The organism is Prevotella sp. MGM1, assembly GCF_002933775.1.
Lineage (GTDB): Bacteria > Bacteroidota > Bacteroidia > Bacteroidales > Bacteroidaceae > Prevotella.
Genome location: NZ_BEWV01000206.1, coordinates 1 through 20,984 on the forward strand (window position 1 = coordinate 1; position 20,984 = coordinate 20,984).

At 40.1% G+C, this 20,984-nt stretch carries 17 protein-coding genes and 2 tRNA genes; 6 read left to right on the forward strand and 13 right to left on the reverse strand.

Going from position 1 to position 20,984, the window contains the following annotated elements:
- Positions 1 to 463 precede the first annotated feature (463 nt).
- Complete coding sequence (locus MoGM_RS09525; protein ID WP_104369850.1) at positions 464 to 952, forward strand: hypothetical protein; 489 nt, start codon at positions 464 to 466, stop codon at positions 950 to 952.
- A gap of 83 nt (positions 953 to 1,035) precedes the next feature.
- Positions 1,036 to 1,179 (forward strand): hypothetical protein, encoded by a 144-nt coding sequence (locus tag MoGM_RS13085; protein WP_158249596.1) that lies wholly within the window; start codon positions 1,036 to 1,038, stop codon positions 1,177 to 1,179.
- A gap of 120 nt (positions 1,180 to 1,299) precedes the next feature.
- Here MoGM_RS13085 and MoGM_RS09530 read toward each other — a convergent pair whose 3' ends face one another.
- Together MoGM_RS09530 and MoGM_RS09535 are read right to left on the reverse strand one after the other, a co-directional pair.
- A complete protein-coding gene (locus MoGM_RS09530; protein ID WP_104369851.1) occupies positions 1,300 to 2,547 on the reverse strand; it encodes an FtsX-like permease family protein in 1,248 nt (415 codons plus the stop codon).
- Positions 2,544 to 3,749 carry a pyridoxal phosphate-dependent aminotransferase gene (locus MoGM_RS09535; RefSeq protein WP_104369852.1) on the reverse strand — a complete coding sequence of 402 codons (1,206 nt, stop codon included), beginning with the start codon at positions 3,747 to 3,749 and terminating at the stop codon, positions 2,544 to 2,546. The genes MoGM_RS09530 and MoGM_RS09535 overlap by 4 nt, the downstream gene beginning before the upstream one ends.
- Before the next feature lie 174 nt (positions 3,750 to 3,923).
- Here MoGM_RS09535 and MoGM_RS09540 point away from each other — a divergent pair, with 174 nt between their 5' ends.
- The 3 genes from MoGM_RS09540 to MoGM_RS09550 are packed head-to-tail and all read left to right on the forward strand — an operon-like array spanning position 3,924 to position 6,343.
- On the forward strand, positions 3,924 to 5,162 hold the full coding sequence (locus MoGM_RS09540) for a hypothetical protein (protein WP_104369853.1): 1,239 nt from the start codon (positions 3,924 to 3,926) through the stop codon (positions 5,160 to 5,162).
- A gap of 19 nt (positions 5,163 to 5,181) precedes the next feature.
- Positions 5,182 to 5,661, forward strand: coding sequence for a DUF4494 domain-containing protein (locus tag MoGM_RS09545; RefSeq protein WP_104369854.1), 480 nt, complete (start codon positions 5,182 to 5,184; stop codon positions 5,659 to 5,661).
- A gap of 7 nt (positions 5,662 to 5,668) precedes the next feature.
- On the forward strand, positions 5,669 to 6,343 hold the full coding sequence (locus tag MoGM_RS09550; RefSeq protein ID WP_104369945.1) for a YggS family pyridoxal phosphate-dependent enzyme: 675 nt from the start codon (positions 5,669 to 5,671) through the stop codon (positions 6,341 to 6,343).
- A gap of 82 nt (positions 6,344 to 6,425) precedes the next feature.
- On the opposite strand, the gene MoGM_RS09555 is transcribed toward MoGM_RS09550, so the two are convergent.
- The 10 genes from MoGM_RS09555 to MoGM_RS09600 form a co-directional block, all read right to left on the reverse strand.
- The gene (locus MoGM_RS09555; RefSeq protein WP_104369855.1) at positions 6,426 to 8,411 is read right to left on the reverse strand and encodes a M6 family metalloprotease domain-containing protein; all 1,986 of its coding nucleotides are present in this window, start codon (positions 8,409 to 8,411) and stop codon (positions 6,426 to 6,428) included.
- Positions 8,318 to 9,091 carry an EFR1 family ferrodoxin gene (locus MoGM_RS09560; protein WP_104369856.1) on the reverse strand — a complete coding sequence of 258 codons (774 nt, stop codon included), beginning with the start codon at positions 9,089 to 9,091 and terminating at the stop codon, positions 8,318 to 8,320. Before MoGM_RS09560 ends, MoGM_RS09555 begins: the two co-directional genes overlap by 94 nt.
- Positions 9,092 to 9,167: 76 nt before the next feature.
- Positions 9,168 to 9,240: transfer RNA gene (locus MoGM_RS09565), tRNA-Gly, on the reverse strand.
- A 47-nt stretch (positions 9,241 to 9,287) separates the two neighbouring features.
- Positions 9,288 to 9,360 (reverse strand) — tRNA-Thr (locus tag MoGM_RS09570).
- A 66-nt stretch (positions 9,361 to 9,426) separates the two neighbouring features.
- Entirely contained in the window at positions 9,427 to 12,246 is a 2,820-nt protein-coding gene (gene uvrA, locus MoGM_RS09575) for an excinuclease ABC subunit UvrA (RefSeq protein ID WP_104369857.1), read from the reverse strand.
- Positions 12,247 to 12,321: 75 nt separating this feature from the next.
- The gene (locus MoGM_RS09580) at positions 12,322 to 13,056 is read right to left on the reverse strand and encodes a TIGR02757 family protein (RefSeq protein ID WP_104369858.1); all 735 of its coding nucleotides are present in this window, start codon (positions 13,054 to 13,056) and stop codon (positions 12,322 to 12,324) included.
- Between the two features lie 118 nt (positions 13,057 to 13,174).
- A complete protein-coding gene (locus MoGM_RS09585; protein ID WP_104369859.1) occupies positions 13,175 to 14,614 on the reverse strand; it encodes a tagaturonate reductase in 1,440 nt (479 codons plus the stop codon).
- 710 nt (positions 14,615 to 15,324) lie between these two features.
- A complete protein-coding gene (locus tag MoGM_RS09590) occupies positions 15,325 to 16,137 on the reverse strand; it encodes an SDR family oxidoreductase (RefSeq protein ID WP_104369860.1) in 813 nt (270 codons plus the stop codon).
- Positions 16,134 to 17,333, reverse strand: coding sequence for a mannonate dehydratase (uxuA, locus tag MoGM_RS09595; protein ID WP_104369861.1), 1,200 nt, complete (start codon positions 17,331 to 17,333; stop codon positions 16,134 to 16,136). Before uxuA ends, MoGM_RS09590 begins: the two co-directional genes overlap by 4 nt.
- Before the next feature lie 113 nt (positions 17,334 to 17,446).
- Positions 17,447 to 18,199 carry an RNA methyltransferase gene (locus tag MoGM_RS09600; RefSeq protein ID WP_104369862.1) on the reverse strand — a complete coding sequence of 251 codons (753 nt, stop codon included), beginning with the start codon at positions 18,197 to 18,199 and terminating at the stop codon, positions 17,447 to 17,449.
- 86 nt (positions 18,200 to 18,285) lie between these two features.
- On the opposite strand from MoGM_RS09600, the gene MoGM_RS09605 reads away from it, so the two are divergent.
- On the forward strand, positions 18,286 to 20,502 hold the full coding sequence (locus tag MoGM_RS09605; RefSeq protein WP_104369863.1) for a BamA/TamA family outer membrane protein: 2,217 nt from the start codon (positions 18,286 to 18,288) through the stop codon (positions 20,500 to 20,502).
- On the opposite strand, the gene MoGM_RS09610 is transcribed toward MoGM_RS09605, so the two are convergent.
- Positions 20,456 to 20,875 (reverse strand): hypothetical protein, encoded by a 420-nt coding sequence (locus MoGM_RS09610; RefSeq protein WP_146078716.1) that lies wholly within the window; start codon positions 20,873 to 20,875, stop codon positions 20,456 to 20,458. The genes MoGM_RS09605 and MoGM_RS09610 overlap by 47 nt on opposite strands.
- Between the last annotated feature and the right edge of the window lie 109 nt (positions 20,876 to 20,984).

The following is a 20,984-nucleotide window of genomic DNA, read 5'->3' on the forward strand; positions in this document are numbered from 1 at the left end:
CACTATACTCTTGATACTCTCTCCCGCCCACCGGAAAAATCCGCTGACCCCTAATAACGTTGTGACGTGTCCGACGGTTTAAGGGAATTTAATAAACGTGTTTTATGTATGAACAAAAAAACAGGATGTTTACGGCATCCTGTTTGAAGTCCTGAATATTTCAGGCAAAGGCGAACGGCCTTAACCGTTCATAAAAACCGTTTAAGCAAATGGCATTGAAATTTGTTTTGCGTTTTTGGAGATTTAGAATATTAACCATTACGGTTAAATTCTTCTAATTTCTGAAAATGCAAGGGGCGTGAATTATAGTAGCGCCCTTAAACGGTTTTTGCAAATATAGTTATTTATTCTTTACGGTGCAATGCCCGTTAACAATATTTAGCAAAAAAGGTGTGGAACGGTTTGGCCGTGGTCTTCGATGACATCCACGCCACTACTATTAACGAACAAAAAAGATACAATTATGAAAACGAAAGAATTAAGCCACGCAGCGCAAAATTTGGTGATCTATGTAAGAAACGAGTGTGAAATATACGACCGTTACACGCTGGAAGCGGTTGCCATGGTTGTAAAGGCGAAATGCACGAACGACATAAACGGCGCCCGTCTGGACGATGTAACGGCATGGGATAACCTTTCTTTTTGGATTGGTTGGCAGACCGTAACGAAAAAGGCGATACAAGCCGCCGCAAAGCTGGTGCGCAAATACGACCATATTACACCGACCGCCGCCGATATTGAAGCAGCAACAAAAGTATATGCCGCCAATATTATAGACAAAGCAAAATATCAAATAAGGAGAGATAAACAAGAGAAATTAGGCCGTTTGAAACACGAGCTACAAAACTATATAGATAATGCGAGCTTTGGATTACCGGAAACACGTCGCCGGAACATGATACTATTACATTGGGATATTCGCAAATTTGAAAGAGAGCTGCAAAACGCATAAACTCTCAGCCCGTGCCGTGTGGCATTCCCGGAGCCCCCTCGGACTGGCACAAAATAAATCAATAGCTATAAAACCCAAAAGACATGAAAAAGTTAGAAAGAGTAAACCAGGTAGAAAAAGCGGCGATTCGTCTTTATATGGCAAATCGTGATTTTACGGCGTTTACTCTTTCTAACTTTTTCATGATTTTGCAAAGTGTTAAAAATGCTCGGGATTGTTACACGTAATGAAATATACGAAGTTATAAAAAAGCAGTATTCGGATAAATGTTTTACGAAAAATGAATTTAAGATATTTTGTTTTGGAACAAAGAGTGTTTTTATAATAAAAATCCTCCAAATACCTTACTACTCATATTTCATAGAACGAGCAGGATGTATATGAGATATAAGATAACTGGGAGCAATCAGTACAAATACGCAAATAAGAAGTGTTGCAGCATTTATAATTATTATCAATGGTATATTTATCTCCATCGGTGCCATGTTGACATAGTATGTCGAAGGATCGAGTTTGACAAATCCTGTATGTATTTGTATAAGTACAAGCCCAATACCTATAATGTTGCCAAATATCAGACCGCGTCCAATAATGAAGACTGCAAACCAAAGGAATGTACGCCTTATAGTTGGGTTGGACGCTCCAAGAGCTTTAAGCGTTCCTATCATTTGAGTGCGTTCGAGTATTATTATGAGCAATCCGGATATCATAGTAAAGCCAGCCACACATACCATTAAAGCCAAAATAATCCAAACGTTGACATCAAGAAGTTCGAGCCATGAGAAAATTTGCGGATATGCCTCATATATTGTTTGTGATGTAAGGATGTTGCCGTTACAGTCTGGCTTTTTGTTTATTTGTGAAACAATACCATCCGCCGTCTCTTCAATTTTTGTAAAGTCATCGATTATTAGTTCTGCTCCAGTGCAAAAATCATTTTGCCATCCGTTAAGTTTGTTTATTGTGTATATATCAGCGAAACATATATTACCGTCAAACTGTGTCATATTTGTCTTATATATTCCGCTTATAGTAAAACGTCTTGCTCTTACTTCGTCTTCTGAAACAAAATATGCGAAAACCTTATCACCAACTTTTAATCTCAGTTTATCGGCTATCATCTGAGATATAAGAATCCTGTTACTGCTTTTTAAATCACTGAATACCGGGCATTGGCCACTTGTGAGGTTATTTGCCAGAAAGGATGTTGAGTATTCAGGGCCTATTCCTTTGAATGTAATACCAAGGAAATCGGTATCTGTTTTCAATATTCCTTGTGTCAAAGAATAGCGGCCTACCCGTGCTACCCCCTCTGAATCACCCAATACTTTCATGAGGCTGTCATCTATACAAATCGGATAAGGGTCCGTACTCTGCATAGTCATGAAGTTTGTTACCTGTATATGGCTTCCGAAACCAATGACTTTATCACGTATTGTATGTTTGAAGCCTATGACCACAGATACTGTGATAATCATCACAGCCAAACCGATTGCGACACCAATGGTTGCAATGCGTATAGCAGGACGACTCACTTTCTGCTTGTCGCTCTTGTCACTATATATTTTCTTTGATAAAAAGAGTGGCAGATTCATTCCTCGTATTTTCTTCCAGGATATGCTTCAAGTGCTTTTTTCAAAACAATCAAAGCTCTGTTAAGATCATCTTTATTGAGTACGTAAGCTATACGCACTTGATTGTTTCCCACTCCTGGGGTGGTATAGAAACCTGCCGCAGGAGCCATCATCAGTGTCTCACCCTCATAGTTGAATTCGGCAAGACACCATCTGCAAAATTCTTCCGCATTGTCTACAGGCAGTTTGGCTACGGTGTAGAATGCGCCCATCGGAATCGGCGAATATACTCCCGGAATTCTGTTCAGTCCGTCTATCAGGCATTTACGCCGTTCTACATATTCGTCATATACATCACGATAGTAATCTTCCGGAGCATCAAGCGACGCCTCAGCCACAATCTGACCGATTAGAGGGGGAGATAACCGTGCCTGGCAGAATTTCATTACGGCGTTTCTTACCTGCTCATTCTTTGTAATCAGTGCTCCGATACGTATACCACATTCTGAATATCTTTTTGATACAGAGTCTATCAGAATGACATTCTGTTCTATGTCTTCAAGGTGGCATGCACTTATATATGGCGATCCGGTGTATATGTATTCGCGATATACCTCATCGGAAAATAGATAAAGATCATACTTTTTCACCAAATCACGAATTTGATTCATTTCGCGTCGGGTATAAAGATAGCCTGTCGGGTTATTGGGATTACATATCATGATTGCCCGTGTGCGCTCGTTTATCAGTTCCTCGAACTTCTCTACTTTCGGAAGTGAGAAACCTTCTTCTATCGTTGTGGCTATTGTCCTTATTTTAGCTCCTGCTGATATGGCAAATGCCATATAGTTGGCGTATGCCGGTTCAGGAACGATAATCTCATCACCGGGATTTAGGCACGACATAAAGGCAAATAGGACGGCTTCACTTCCGCCGGCCGTAATTATGATATCATCGGCAGTGACGTTAATATTGAATTTCTTATAATAATGCGTCAGCTTCTCTCGGTAGCTCAGATACCCTTGCGATGGAGAATATTCAAGAATAGCACGGTCTATGTGCTTCAATGCATCAAGACCCACTTGTGGTGTCGGCAAGTCTGGCTGACCAATATTCAGGTGATAGACTTTTATCCCATTTTTCTTTGCTTCTGCTGCCAATGGGGCAAGCTTTCTTATGGGAGATTCTGGCATCTCGTGTCCGCGAATCGATATATCTGGCATTTTATATATTTTTTCATTATTAAGTTCTCTGCAAACTTACATAAAAATATCGGAAAAGGCTTAACGACTGTTAGTGTATAGCGTGGTTCTTAACATAATTTTTAATTCTCTATTCTCAAATTACGATTAAATAGACTAATTTTGCCTGACTAATAAGAATAAAAGGCATTTGCAATGAACTACGAGGAGTTGGTCAGTACCAACGATAATATACAGCATAGGATAGTCAGAATTCCGATAGGCTTGTTCAAAAGAAAGGCGATAGAAGGAAAATACGTGAATATAGTGGATTTGCGTAAAGAACTTACAGATAATATTATTTTTTGCGAATGCCTGAAAAAGGAATGTGATGCAAACATCCGGTTGGTCAATAAGAGACAGCTGCATTTCACGCCATTGGCAGAAAAAGATGTTTTATCCTCACTTGAAGTGGAGCAGGGACATTTCATTTCTTTTGAACACCTTTTGCGTGATAATCCGGCAGTGGTAAGCAGGCCAGGATTTGTCTATGAAACTGTTGTTGCACTGTTGGAAGTCACCTCTTATCTTAATAGTCAAAAAGTATATCACGTATGTTTCTCACCATCAAATGTATTTGTACGTAAGACAGATTATAGCATAGTGTTGCTGTCGCATGGCTCATTTTATATTAACAGGGTGTCTCCTGAATTATTATATGATGGCAGTAGAGATTATATTGCTCCGGAAGTATTAAATGGAGGTTCTGTAGATGAGCGTTGCGATGTATATTCTGTTGGTAAATTTTTTGAATATCTCTTTTCTGTGGCCGAAATGCCTTATGAGTATAAAAAGGTTATACTCAAGGCAACTTCTAAAATGGCAGAGGACAGATATGGTTCGATAGATGAGATGAAAAGAATAATCCGCCAGCGCTCCAATATGTGGAGAACAACCAAGATGCTATTGACTGCGTCGTGCATAGCTCTTGTTTTTGTAGGATTTTTCTTTGGACTAATGCCTGAACCGGTGAATGTGGAATATATAAAACCTTTACCTAAAGAACCGGAGGAAATATTGCTTGACAGTGGTTTCGATCCCAATACGGAATTAGGATTTATTATGCCGGACACAACTGGCAATATGACACCGGAGCAGATAGAGGAGATGAAAGTGTATGAGGCTAAAAGTGAAGAGATTTTCCGTAAAATATATACAAAAGAAGCTGATCGTATTTTATCTAAAATATATAATAAGACTTATATGGGAGCGAATGAAAAGAGTTTCATTACCGGTAGCCAGACAACCACAGATGAGCTATTAAAGGCTCAAATTGAAATAGCTGCAAAGGCTGGAATCAGTGAAGCGAAAAGTCAGAAAATAGCATTTACGATAATAGAAAGAATCACAGAAGAAAAGAAAAAGGGTTTGACAAAATACGGAATACAGAAATAATTATAAATAAAAAGATAATATGAGAAGTAGAACAGCAGAATGGTTTGAGTGCAAAATCCGTTATGAGAAAACAATGGAAGACGGTATGCAGAAGAAAGTAACCGAGGCGTATACGGTAGATGCATTGAGCTTCACCGAAGCAGAACAACGAATAATAGAGGAAATGTCTTCATACATAAGTGGAGAATTTGAGGTCGCAGACATTAAAAAGGCACCTTATAAAGAGATTTTTTTCAGTGAAGAAGATATGGCAGATCGTTGGTATAAGGCTAAGTTGCAATTTATCACCATAGACGAGAAAACAGACAAGGAGAAAAAGTCAAACGTAAACTATCTTGTAAACGCATCCACCCTGAACGGAGCTGTGAAAAACATTGATGAGGTCATGAACGGAACAATGATAGACTATGTCATCGCATCTGTTGTTGAGACACAGCTCATGGATGTTTTTGAGTATAAGAAAAAGGAAAAAGACGACAAACCGGAATATGAGCAATAATGTGCTTATGGATTATGACGTAAGGAAAAATTTGTCAGAAGTATTGTCTGGTATTCCGGATAATGTCAAACTTGTTGCTATAAGTAAGTATCATCCGGATGAATATATAGAGGCGGCTTATTCTGATGGGCAGCGAATATTCGGGGAGAGCCACGAGCAGGAATTAACAAAGAAACATGATTCGCTTCCATCGGATATTCAATGGCATTTTATCGGGCATTTGCAGACCAATAAGGTAAAGTATATAGCACCTTATATTTCAATGATAGAGTCTGTCGATTCATTACGTCTTTTACGTGAGATTAACAGGCAGGCAGGCAAGCATGATAGGGTAATTGATATATTGCTTGAATTACATGTGGCGGAAGAAGCCACCAAATATGGTTTCTCTTTGAATGATTGCAGAAATCTGCTGGAAGATGGTGAATGGCGTGAGATGAGAAATATTCGAATTTGCGGACTCATGACTATGGCCTCATTTGTAGAAGACAAAGAGCAGATCAGGAACGAGTTCACAATGGCAGCTGATTTCTTTGATGAGGTGAAAGCACGTTATTTTGCCAATGATGATGCCTTTTGTGAGCGTTCATGGGGTATGAGTGATGATTATCCAATAGCTATAGAATGCCGCAGTACAATGGTAAGAGTAGGGACTAAAATATTTGGTCCGAGAGTCTACTAATGCCGGTTTAAAGTAATATCTGTTATTTTATGTATAAAATATAATAAGAAGATTTTATACTGAAATTGGAATAATAAAAAGGTCATCGCTTGATGACCTTTTTATTATTAATAATATATATTCCTCTGTTTAATATAGTTATATCGGTACCAAGATATTGCCCGCAGACAGAATATATCATGTTTGATTGTATTTTGTCGTTTATGTTCTCTATGCCATTTGGTTTTCCGCCCATGAATTTAAAACTTACAGTTCCCATATCAGTGTCTTCTGATATATCCGTTATCGGTTTACTCATAAATCCACCTGAATAAACAGAGGCAGACGGTGATGTATCATCGGTGAGTGATGTTACATTATTTATTCCTGGAAAAGGGTCACCTTGCAACTCCTCTTTATATATATCCGTCGTAATATAAGTATAGGAATACTTATTAATGAGAGCCTGGTTGTATATCTTTTCCATATTATTCATGTAATCTTTATTTACAACCGAATAAACGAAATATTCCGGCATGAATATTCCATCGGCCGCAATGACAGACATACGTGGGTGACCGGCCATATTGTTTACTTTACATCCGCCAAGACTGAAATAATAATCATCGTAGTCCACATGGTATATAAGCATGCCATGACCTTGCAAATACCTGTTCCAACCTTTTTTCTGTACATTCTCTACAATGTAGTATTCATTGCCTGTCACATCCTTGTCATTTAGAATACGATATGCTTTACCTCCATCCGATAATGTTTTTAATGTTGCATCACATGGAGATTTGAGTGTGTCTATCGTCATCCAGCCTAACCGTTCACGTTCCCAACTCGTATATTCGGTTGGTCGGTAACCGTTTTGAGTATATTCTCCGGCATCCATCAAGTCCCAATAGTCAAGATTTTGGTTTATACATCGTTCGGCGATGCTTCCAGGAGCTGGATACATATCGGGAAGTCCGAGGCAATGTGAAAACTCATGGCAAAAGAGTCCGATACCGTTTATTAGCAATCCGTTTTTAATTTGGTCGGCCGGAGTGGCGTTAAGTTCATTGTTTACCCCATATCTGCACAATCTTTTTCCGTCTAAATACATATTGTTAGTCAGTATACCTGATTTTGGATGTATGCAATCTGTTGAATTGCCGGCCCAACTTTGTGAATATCCGGCATAAATAATATACACCAAATCAATATTGCCGTCATTATTGGCATCATATCCGGAGAAGTCAACCGTATCGTCAATAGCCGTACATGCGTCTTTGAAAATATCGTTCATGTTTTCTGAAGAAGAATAGCCACCGCCGTAATACTTCAAGGGCTTATCCAATGTTACAGGGCCGTACACATCAAATTCAGGAATAAATTTCCCAAAGCTCATATCCGTAAAGTATCTTTTTACGCTTCCGTAATTCTTTCCCATTTCCGGATCGTTGGTCTGGTTGAATAGCTCTTCTGCATTTAAATATTTATCAAATGTCTTTGCCGGATTATTTACTTTAAATGTACTGTCGCTAAACTCAACCAAAATTACAGGAACTCTTGGGCTTCCAAAGGATTGTAATAGGGTGGTGTTGTTTTCTATTGGCTCTCTGAGTAGTTGTGCTTTATTGGAGTTTGCTGATATTTTATCATAAAAAATGGTTTTGTTTTGCTTCTCAATGATTAGTTTTTCCTCATGGCTCCTCTCTTCTTTATCATGTGCAATATAATTTGTCGGATATAATATACCGTCGTCTTTAATATCGGCAATGTAGAATGCAAATCCTGATTTGTAAAGCAGTACGCCGTCAATTGTGGTATAATACGAGAAATCATGATTTCCCAAAGCCCTAACCGTTATTGTTGTTCCATCAGGCTGCTTTACTTTAACGATACCAGGGTGCATCTTAACGCCATGGCTGTTCAATGAAAGGATAATGCAAAATAGAAGTAGGATATATTTCATTGATTTTAATATGAGTATGTAATTATGAGAAACTATTCTTTGAAAAAGTATTGTCCGCGTTTCTTTGTTATATTGCCATAGTTTATGGCATGTACAGGACAATGGTGGTAGCAAGCCAGACAACATGTACAACTGTCTTCATGTTTCCATTCAGGCAGCAATCCGTGACCGCCTATTATATTGTCAGTTGGACATATTTGGGTACATTTACCGCATTTTATACATGTTTTCTCATCAACCTTGAAAGGTTTGTCTGTTATCATATATTTATTGAAAAAGTTTCCTATCATATATGAATATATTTGAGGGGTTGGACCTTTTTTCAATAAATCGACTCCGTTTTCACGATTTCTGATTACATCTACAATAATATTTAACTTTTCTTTGGCGGCTTCGATCTTTTCTCTTTCACGCTTCTTTGTGTCAGTATACATGAATGGCAGGCACACATAGCTCTCCGGCATGACAAGAGAAAAGAAACTCTTGGCTTCCAATCCTTTTTTCGATAAGTCTTTGTTTAGTATCGTTATTGCGTCTCCAACGGTATCACCGCAAGTACACAGGGCATAGCAATAATGTGATTGGGAATGGGGGAGGCTCAGTTTCTTTATGAAATCTCTCACTATTCGTGGCGGTTGCCAACCATGTATGGGGAAGCAAATACCAATACGTTCATCATCGGACAGTGTGTATTTGCATTCGGTTTTTATTTCATCTGAAATTGAAAGAATACGCTCACCTGTATGTCTGGCAATGAATTCCGCCGCCCACCGTGTGTTTCCTGTTCCGGAAAAATAGAATATCATGTTACAAAGGTAAAGAAAATATCTGATAAAACATGAGGTAAATATGGATTTTGTTTAGAACTGATTATCAGTTGAGAGCGGTAAACGGGACTCGAACCCGCGACCCTCGGCTTGGGAAGCCGATGCTCTACCAACTGAGCTATTACCGCATTACAATAAAATCTTTATGAAATTAAATCCGTATAAAAAGAAAAAGAGCCGATACCCGGACTCGAACCGGGGACCTATTCATTACGAATGAATTGCTCTACCAACTGAGCCATATCGGCTTTTCAATGAACTCTTTTTCTATTGCGGATGCAAAGATAATATATTTTTTCTTTGCCACAAAATTTTTATAAAGAAAGTTTTTCCTTTAAGTATTTTCCTGTTATACTTTTGCGGTTCTTGCATATATCTTCAGGTGTTCCGCAAGCAACAAGCATTCCACCGCAATCTCCTCCGTCCGGTCCCATGTCTATCACATGGTCTGCGCATTTTATGACATCAAGGTTGTGTTCGATAACCACTACGGTATGCCCTCGCTCTATAAGTGCATCAAATGTTTTCAGTAACCTCTTAATGTCATGAAAGTGCAGGCCGGTGGTCGGTTCGTCAAATATAAATAAAGTAGGTTCCTGATTTTCATGCCCGATAAAATACGCAAGTTTTACACGCTGGTTTTCTCCTCCTGACAGTGTAGATGAATTCTGCCCAAGTTTGATATATCCTAAGCCGACATCTTCAAGAGGTTTCAGTCGCTTTACGATCGCCTTTTGATTGTTGTCTGAGAAAAATTGTATGGCTTCACTTATTGTCATGTTGAGCACATCATCGATGTTCTTTCCGTTATAGGTTACATCAAGGATGTCTTTTTTGAAACGGTGCCCGTGGCAACTCTCGCATGGCAATATAAGATCTGCCATGAATTGCATTTCAACTGTTATCACACCTACACCTTTGCACTCGTCGCATCGTCCGCCATCAGTATTGAACGAAAAGTATTGTGATGTAAATCCCATTTGCTGCGATAACGGTTGCTGAGCGAACAAATCTCTTATCGCATCATACGCTTTCACATATGTAGCCGGATTGGAACGCGTGCTTTTTCCAATCGGGTTTTGATCCACAAACTCAATGTGCTTGATAGCTTTTATGTCGCCATCAATACTCGAATGCTCACCGGGAGCATCGCAAACATCTCCCATCAACCGTTTTACGGCAGGGTAGAGTATACCTTTTATAAGGCTTGACTTGCCGGAACCACTTACGCCGGTAACCGTAGTGAATACATTTAACGGGATGCTGACATCAACACCTCGCAGATTGTTCATTCTGGCACCTTTTATGTTAATGCTTCTGTTCCATTTTCTTCTTCCGGCAGGAAGTTCTATTGTCTCCTTGCCGATGAGGTATCTGACAGTATGACTGTCCGGATATTTCTCATATACCTTTACGTCATTCATTAGTGCCGCATTCCCCTCGAACACGATTTTTCCTCCGAGACGCCCTGCGTCAGGTCCGACATCTATCAGATAATCAGCCGCACGCATTATTTCCTCATCATGCTCCACAATGACAACGGTGTTTCCGAGTCCTTGCAATTCCTTTAAAGTATTGATAAGTCTCTCCGTGTCACGGCTGTGTAACCCTATGCTTGGCTCGTCAAGAATGTACAACGAACCGACAAGACTGCTTCCAAGCGATGTTGTCAGATTTATCCTCTGGCTTTCTCCACCGCTGAGAGTGTTTGACATGCGGCTCAGCGTGAGATAGCCCAATCCAACATTAAGTAGAAATTGCAGCCTGTTTTTTATTTCGGTTAGAAGTCTTCTGCCAATATGTTCTTCATGTTCGGTAAGTTGCAGGTTATCAAACCATTCCTTTAGTCTGGTTATAGGCATTTCTACAAGATTGGAAATGCTTTTCCCGCATATCTTTACATACTCGGCCTCTTTTTTTAATCTGGTTCCATGGCATGAAGGACACACAGTTTTTCCTCTATAACGATTCATCATCACAAGATATTGTATCTTGTATTGATTCTCTTTTACCATCATAAAGAAAGCGTCTATACATACCCTGTCTTTGATATTGCTTTTCTTTTCGCTCGGCAAACCGTGCCACAACCAGTCTTTTTGTTTTTGTGTCAGATTATAGTAAGGTTCGAATATAGGAAAATCGTCCTTTGCGGCTTTGCGGCAAAATTCGTTTTTCCATGCACTCATTTTATCTCCGTTCCAGCATACCACACATCCGTCGTACACACTGAGAGACGTGTTTGGAACGACTAGTTTTTCATCTATTCCGACTATGTTTCCAAACCCTTGACACTCCGGGCATGCTCCTGCCGGTGAGTTGAATGAGAACATGTTGTCACTCGGTTCTTCAAACGTAATCCCGTCTGCCTCGAATTTTGTGGAAAAATCATAGCATATCATTGAAGGGAGAAACATGATGCGGCAGGCACCATCGCCTTCATAAAAAGCCGTTTCAGAAGAGTCAACCAATCTTGATATAGAATCTTTGCCGTTGTCCACGGACATTCGGTCAATTACAAGATATATGTCTTCCGCTTTCAAATTATCAACGTCTTCTTTTTCGACAACATCTTCTATCCTCTTGAAGTCTCCGCCATGAAATAAACGTGAGTAACCTTGTTTTATATACATGTGTAACTGCTCTGCGACAGTACGTTCTTCGTTTATATGCAGCGGCGACATTATCGTGAATTTTGTGCCGTCCGAATAGCTTTGCACACAATTTATAATATCCTCTGTGGAATGCTTTTTCACTTCTTGCCCGCTTATTGGAGAATAAGTACGACCGATACGCGTGAAAAGCAGTCTTAGATATTCATATATTTCTGTTGTCGTACCCACTGTTGAGCGTGGATTCCTGCTTATTACCTTTTGCTCTATTGCTATTGCAGGCGGTATACCTTTTATAAAGTCGCATTCCGGTTTGTTCTTTCTACCCAAAAATTGTCTTGCGTAAGAAGATAGACTCTCCACGTAACGTCGTTGTCCTTCGGCATATAAAGTATCGAACGCAAGCGACGATTTGCCTGAGCCACTCACTCCTGCCATTACGATAAACTTATTTCGTGGGATTTTTATGTCTATGTCTTTGAGATTGTTGACCCTCGCTCCCTTTATTTCTATGTATCCGTCCATAATAATCGCTAAACCTTTTGAATTCGCAAAGATAATGCAAATAGGTAAAAAAACAAAGCCGATAAAGATTTATTTTCAGTGATTTACACCGTATCCGAACAGTGCGAAATCTCCGAGTAGCGGATCATCGGGAAATATTTCGCCCATCTTTGCCGTCAGTTTGACAGCTGCTGACATAGATGCGGTGCGGCTGGTTGACAGCCCAAGCCTGCAAGCTTCTTGGATTACATGCGTATCCATAGGCATTATCAGTGTGCGCTTGTCTATTAAATTACTCCACAGTCCGAGATCTACCGGTGAGTTGTCTCTAACCATCCATCTTAGAAACATACAGATACGCTTACATGCCGACTTTGTATCTTTTGGAATAATCCCGTCTATTCCGTAACTTGAAAAATATCCGCATATAGCCGCAACAGCCGAACTTCCGTCACTGGCGTTTTGTCTTACATAGTTTCCAATGGATCCATGTTCTACAATCATATCTTTCAATGCATGCAGAAAAACATTCATTGTGCGCTTGGAGTACAGTCGGTAATAACAGGTGTCTTCGCAAGGAATGTCTTTATCAAACTCTCCGTTTTTAACCCATTTATAGGTGTTGCCGTTCGAGCAGTCAAGAATATACTGTATTTTAGGGAAAAACTGTTTCCTGCTGCCGTAGCTCAGGCATGAAGCGATGAAAGCAAGAGTCTCTTGATTAAGTTGGCCTTCTACCTGATGCATGAACCAACTCGGATCTTCCGGCAGAAAGTCCGCTGTTTCATATATTGAGGCATATCCGATTAATAGCGTTTTTATGTCTTCCATATTTGATAATAAGTTTTACCCGCATATCGTGCAGAACCAAACTTTAATGACAACCACACTGTGTTGTTATTGTTTGTCTGCCCGAAATGCGGGTAGAAACATTAAAAAGAATATTAAATTAGAGTATTGTTTTCACTGCTTCCAACATACCTTTATCCTGAATAAGATCAAGATATTGCTTAACAAGATTATTCAGACCTGCAACGGCATTGAGGTCTTCGCCCCATATTGATGTTGAGCCGAGAACACCGTCTGTAACTTTCTGTGTGTCGCCTGTAGCCCAGAGTTCTTTCAACAGATCCATGATTTCCTGTGAGTCGTTCGGTACTATTTCCGCTCCGTCCTCACGATTGCCGCCTTTATAGTATGTTATTATAGCGGCAAGACCGAATACGAGACCTTTCGGCAGTTCGCCCTTACGTTCAAGATATGTCTTGACACCTGGCAGGTCACGTGCACAGAATTTCGGGAAAGAGTTGAGCATAATGCTGGTCACCTGATGGTCTACATACGGATTATCGAAGCGTTCGAGCACATCTGCCGCAAATTTCTCCAACTCTTCCATTGGCAAGTCAAGTGTCTGCATGAGCTCCTCAAATTGTACCTTATGTATATATTTCCCGATAACCTCGTGGTTACAAGCATCACGTACAATATTTACGCCACTGAGATAGGCCACCGGAGAAAGAACTGTATGCGGGCCGTTGAGAAGAGTAACCTTGCGTTTGTGATACGGTTCTTCAGACGGAACGAATAGCACATGCAGACCGGCTTTGTCTGCCGGGAACTCGTTGGCTATCTCTTTCGGAGCCTCGATGACCCAGAGGTGGAATGTTTCTGCCTGAACCACCAGATTGTCGCGGTAGCTTATTTTTTCCTGTATTTCGGCAATTTCCTTGCGTGGGAAACCGGGAACGATACGGTCTACAAGAGTAGCGTATACACCGCAACTTTCGTCAAACCACTGTTTGAACTCTTTCGGAAGTTTCCACAGCTCGATATATTTGTTTATGCAATCTTTAAGCACATGACCGTTAAGGAATATAAGCTCACATGGGAATATAATAAGACCCTTTGACGGATCACCGTTGAATGTCTGCCAACGGCGATAGAGCAGTTGGACGAGCTTGCCCGGATATGACGAGGCAGGAGCATCTTCCAGTTTGCACTCCGGGTCGAAAGCGATTCCGGCCTCTGTCGTGTTTGAAATAACGAAACGTATCTCCGGCTGATCGGCCAAAGCCATGAAAGCCTGGTTTTGTGTATATGGGTTCAGCGCACGGCTGATGACATCAATACGCTGCAAAGTATTCACAGGCTGACCGTTTTCGCGACCTTGAAGGTTAACATGGTACAAACAGTCCTGGGCGTTGAGCCATTCGACCATTCCTCGTTCAATTGGCTGAACAACGACAACAGAACCGTTGAAATCGGTTTTCTGGTTCATGTTCCAAATAATCCAATCTACAAAGGCACGAAGAAAGTTTCCTTCACCAAACTGGATTACCTTTTCAGGCATTACGCTCTTAGGCGCAAAATTTTTGTTTAATGGTTTCATAATATAATATTGTTTTTTTAGATTTGTTTTTAATTTTATAACCGCAAAGTTACGTCTTTTTTTTCAAAAGACAACAAAAGTTCTGAAAATAAATTAACATCGGTTTCATGAATTTTGATAGTCTCCCGTTTGAATTCACGCCTATGCAAGTGTATTTTGTAAATAATGTATCATAATATACCAATTCGTTATACCGGTGAATTTACGTGTCAATATAGATCGAAATGGTAAAATGAGCTTCGATTTTTGATATAAAGATGATTTGTATACCATGTGTGTCCGGTCTTGGAGAGGTTGTGTCGCATTGGGATATCCGTTACTTTGCATTTAGATACCGAACGGAATCCATTCAGACGCTCGTTACAATGTGATAAGTATCCCGTTGCAACACGATAAAATACTTGTTACTGGCCAAATTTTAATATTTATAGTATGAGAAAGCGAGGTCTTGCACGATTGTGAGACCTCGCTTTTCATAATTGCGGATATATACCGGGCCTATATTTATAGGTAGGATTCTGGCGCTGATGTCAAATTTTACGGTGTGGTAAAATCAACTTAATGTAATCCGGCTTGTTGTTATGTAAATTAAATATCATATTCGTATATATTTCCTGTGTTGTTTCTATCGCAAATTTACAAATAAATATGCCATATTGCAAATCCGGACTCTATACAAATAACGATATAAGGTTTGTTAAAAACAAATATTACATGGCAAAAGCATTGAAGCCGCCATCCACTACTGCGACTGTGCCTGTGACAAACTTAGCCGCATCACTCATCAGATAATGGATGGTACCGCAAAGTTCTTCAGGATCCCCCATACGGCCAAAAGGCGTCTGGCGTATTACGTCTTGTCCGCGCTGGGTATATGTGCCGTCAGGATTTGTAAGCAAGGAGCGGTTTTGCTCGGTAATGAAAAATCCTGGAGCGATGGCGTTCACGCGTATGCCCTCACCGAATTTTTTGGCGCATTCCGTGGCCATGAATGCGGTGAAATTACTTATTCCGGCTTTTGCCGCGGCATAACCGCAAACACGTGTCATAGGTCTGAAAGATGCCATGGACGAGAAGTTGATGATGCTGCCCTTGCCCTGAGACGTCATCGGTTCGAGAAATACCTGTGTGGGTATTACCGTACCGGTAAGATTGAGAGACAATACTCTTTGGAACTGCTCCGGATCAAGGTCAAAAAAGTTTTGGTCAGGACCGATTGTCGCTCCTGCCATGTTGCCTCCGGCTGCATTGAGCAGGGTGTCTATTCTGCCGTATTTGGCCATAATATCGTCACGGTTTTTCCTTACTGTATCGATATTCATCACATCGGTCTTCATGAACTCGCACGAACCGCCGTAAGCGACAATGTCTGCCGCAGCCGATTGTCCCACCTCCTCGTTGCGGCCGAGTATTATTACTTTTGCACCGTTAAGTGCCAAATATTTTGCTATTGCACGACCAAGCACTCCCGTTCCGCCTGTGATTACTACCACGTAATCATTGATGTTGAATAAATTTTTCATTGAAAAAATCCCGGTTGTTTATAATTTATACCTAATTCTTTGTCTACTGTAGCCAGTATTCCCTGCACTTGTCCCATTGCGAACATGCGTCCGAGGAACGAATAGCCGGCGTTATATCCTCTGTTTTCGTCGCCAAGCATTGTCATACCATGGTCTACGCGCATGGGCAGGCTCGGATTAATGCTCTCGAAAATTCTTGCGAGTTCAATGATATCGGCTCGTCCGCCAAGATGAGAGGCTTCTGTGAAATCGCCATTGGGGAATATATGGCATGAGCGGAGGTGTACAAACCATGTACGTGCCGCATATTTCTTTGCTAAGGCCACAACATCGTTGTGCATGCCGGCCGAAAGGGAACCGGCACAGAATGTTAATCCGTTATGGGGATTATCAACGGCATCGAGGAACCACTGTATATCTTCATCGCATGTGACTATGCGCGGAAGTCCGAGAATAGGGAATGGGGGATCGTCGGGGTGCACACACATATACATATCGTACTCTTCGCATGTAGGCATGATGGCATTGAGGAAATAGCGCATGTTCTCACGCAGTTTGGCCTTATCTATATCTTTGTATAAAGCGAGCAGTTGCCGGAACAGCTCTACTGGATGTTCGTCATCTTCCTTTATATTCCCGCTGACAAATCCTTGAGTTTTTACGATAATGTTTTCCACAAGCCGATGTTCATCTTGTGGAGTCATTTTCTTTCTCAACTCCTCTACCTCTTCCAATACTTCTTTTGTCCAGTCGCTCTTCGCTCCGTCGCGTTTCAAGATGTAAATATCGAAATAAGCAAACTGAGCATGTGAGAAATAAAGATTTGTCGTGCCATTAGGATTGGGATGGGAAAGATCTGTGCGTGCCCAGTCTAATACGGGCATAAAATTGTAGCAAATGGTATGAATGCCCTCAAGGGACAGGTTTTTCAGACTTTCCTTGTAATTCTCAATTAACAGATCACGGTCTTCACCTCCATACTTAATGCTTTCGCAAACAGGCAGACTCTCGACAACAGACCAGCGCATGCCGTAGCTTTCGATGTATTCACGCAATTCACGTATCTTCTCACGAGTCCAAATCTCGCCGTTCGGTACATCGTGTAAGGCCGTGACAATACCTTCCACACCGATTTCACGTAGCATGGCAAGGGTTATTTTGTCATTCCTGCCAAACCATCTCCATGTTCTTTCCATAAGATATATTTCTTCTGTTTAAAAATTAACATATAACAATCTGGTTACAAATATAATAAATAAGAAGCAAATGCCTTATATGCCAATGTTTTTTTCTATGCAAACGATTGCAATCAGCGTCTTCTGAACTCAGAGCAGGTTATGGCGGTTGCAATAGCCACATTGAGGCTTTCGGCTGTGTTGCCGCTGTTAAAACAAGGTATCAATATCTCATGATCAATCAATCTGCGTATAGTAGGTGAAATGCCTTTGCCTTCGTTGCCGAAAACTATAACTCCGTTTGAGGACAATTCTTCTTTATATATATCCTTTCCTTCCAGCAAAGTACCGTATATAGACATTTTACAGCTGAGCCGGCTTAAAGTATCCGCAAGATCTGTATAAAGCAAATGCACTCCGGCAATGCTTCCCATTGTTGCCTGGACAACTTTCGGATTGTAAGCATCCGCTGTGTCATGACTGCAAAGTATGGTGTCTATGCCAAACCAATCGGCTATCCGTATTATTGTGCCAAGATTGCCGGGATCTTGCACTCCGTCAAGGGCGATATAAAGTTTGTCAGCAGGCATTTCAGACACAGGTGCAGGTAAGTTTTTATCCGGAATGGGAAATAATGCCAAAACTTGTTGGGGGTGCCGTAAAAAACTGACCTTCCGCAGTTCTTCTTCATTCACTTCGATGATATTTCCACAATTCGGATTATTACCGTTTATCCATTCGGCAGTGGCTATGATTGTAACAGGGATGTTGCGACGCATCAGATCTCCTACTACTTTCGGTCCCTCGGCCACGAACAGTCCTTCGGTCTTACGATTTTTTTTTTGCTCCAATGAATGAACGTACTTTATGATATTCTTACTAATCATAATCCAATTTTGATTTTGCAAAAAGTCTTTAAATATTCAGCAAAATTACGAATAAAGTTTTAACTTTGCAACTTTAAAAGATATTAATGCGATACTATCTATATATTTGTACGTTTTTGTGTGTCATTGGTTTGGCTTCCTGTTCAAGCACAAAATATGTGCCTGATGGTAGTTTTTTACTTAATGATATTAATATAAAGAATGGGGAGGCGGGAAACAAGACAAATGTAAATCATTTGAAGAATTATGTCCGCCAAAAGAGCAATTCAAGTTGGTTCTCAACTTTAAAGATACCGTTGGCTACATATTCCGTTTCAGGACGTGATAGTAGCAAGTGGATAAACAGGATATTGAAATCAATGGGTGAAGCCCCCATTCTTTATGATTCTTTAAAAGCGATTCAATCTTGCAACGACTTGCGGGCAAAAATGCGCAATGACGGATATCTTGATGCCGATATTGCCGTTTCGACAAGGAAGAAAGGGAAAAAGATCGATATCACTTATCTGGTTTTTCCTGGTGAACCATACGTGATAAAAGATATAAAATATGATATAAGAGATACTGTAATTGCCGGTTTGCTGAAAGCTGACAAAAATTTTGTTCGCGGACTACGACCGGGAACGGTGTTCAATGTGAATAGCCTTGACCAGGAACGTAAAAGAATAGTAGACAAATTGATAAATAACGGATATTATAGGTTTAATAAAGATTTTATAACTTATAATGCCGATACTGTGAGTGGTTCGAAAGATATCAATCTCACGCTTTTGCTGCATAAATACCAAGACCAAAATCAGAAAGATGATACATTACACAGACGTTATACCATACGAAATGTTGTATTCCAAAGCGGTGACCCTGAAGACAGCGTAATACATCTTCGTAAAAAAGTGCTTATAAACAATACTTTTATTGAGTCGGGGCAACCTTATTCCGCTAAGGAATTGCAAAAGACATACAATCATTTCGGGCGCTTGCAGGCTGTCAAATATACAAATATCGGTTTTAGAGAAATTCCCGACAGTTCGCTTTTGGATTGTAGAATTCAGATAAGCACCAATAAGCCGAGTACAATAAGCTTTCAGCCGGAAGGAACAAATACGGCAGGAGATTTGGGAGCGGCTTTAAGTCTTACGTATCAAACAAAAAACCTGTTTCGCGGTTCGGAGTTGCTCAGTCTGGAATTTCGCGGGGCATACGAGGCGATAAAGGGTTTGGAAGGATATGCCAATGAGAATTTTGAAGAATATGGAGCGGAAGCCCGTTTGCTTTTTCCCCGTTTTATAGCTCCTTTTCTTTCAAGAAAATTCAGGCGTAGGGTAACTGCCACATCAGAAGTTTCAATATCATATAATCTGCAAAACCGTCCGGAATATCACAGGCGAGTCTTGTCTGCCGCATGGAGATATAAATGGAATGATGCAAACCATCATGATAAATATCAAATTGATCTGCTTGATTTGAATTATGTATCCATGCCATGGATATCCGAAAGATTCAGAACAGACTATTTAGAGAATGCTACAAGTCGCAATGCTATATTGAGATATAATTATGAAAACTTGTTCATAATGAAATTCGGACTTGGATATTCTTATAATAATGGTAGATATGCAATAAAGGCTTACGCTGAGACTGCCGGAAATTTACTAAATCTCAGCTCACATGTTTTAGGGGCGTCCCGAAATGATTTGGGGGTATATCAACTTTTCAATATCGCTTTTGCACAATACGCGAAGGCTGATTTTGAATATACTAAAAACTGGAAGATCGATTATAACAACACTCTTGTTTTTCATTTTGGTATTGGAGTGGCTTATCCCTATGGAAATAGCACAATACTTCCTTTTGAGAAACGTTATTTCTCAGGAGGCGCAAACAGTGTAAGAGGTTGGAACGTCAGAGGGCTGGGCCCAGGAAGGTATGTCGAACGTGATGGAAATATAAATTTCATCAACCAGACAGGTGACATGAAAATAGATTTGAATATAGAGTATAGGACTCACTTGTTCTGGAAGTTTAATGGGGCGTTGTTTGTGGACGCAGGCAATATTTGGACATTAAGAGAGTACCCAGAGCAACAAGGAGGAATGTTTAGATTTGATCATTTTGTCAAAGATATGGCGGTTAGCTATGGTATGGGATTGCGTTTTAACTTTGATTATTTCATATTGCGATTTGATTTCGGCATGAAAGCGGTAAATCCTGTCTACACAACAAAAAAAGAACATTATCCGATAATAAATCCAAAACTCAGTCGGGATTTGACTTTTCATTTTGCGGTAGGTCTTCCTTTCTGAAATCAACCAGCCATTTTCCATTCCGCTTGACGAGTTTTAAAGTAAGAGTTCTTCTGTTAATAAATTTTCCGGGGTTGTCGATTGAATAAATAGAAAGCCAATTATCAATCTCTATTGTGGTAATACAAGAAGTGTCTCCACTACTCATTTGTATGTTTTTTATCTCTATTTGAGCTTCTTCAGGATTGGATTTCAAAATACTCAAATCATCTTCTGTTATGATAGAAGACAAGTATGCTATATGCTTTTTGCTTTCCGGAGTACATAATCCTAACGTTTCTTTCATATTATAGTTGAAAAACGCTTTTCCAAAGGACATTATACAATCCTTTATTTTCGTTTCTTCCGATTCTTGACAGCCTATTATACTCATTATGCATAGAGTGGATATAAACAGTTTTAATTTCATAATATGAACATTGACTTTATAAATTAAGCCTCGCAAAGTTACCAAAATCATTTGGTTATCATTCAGTTTTTTG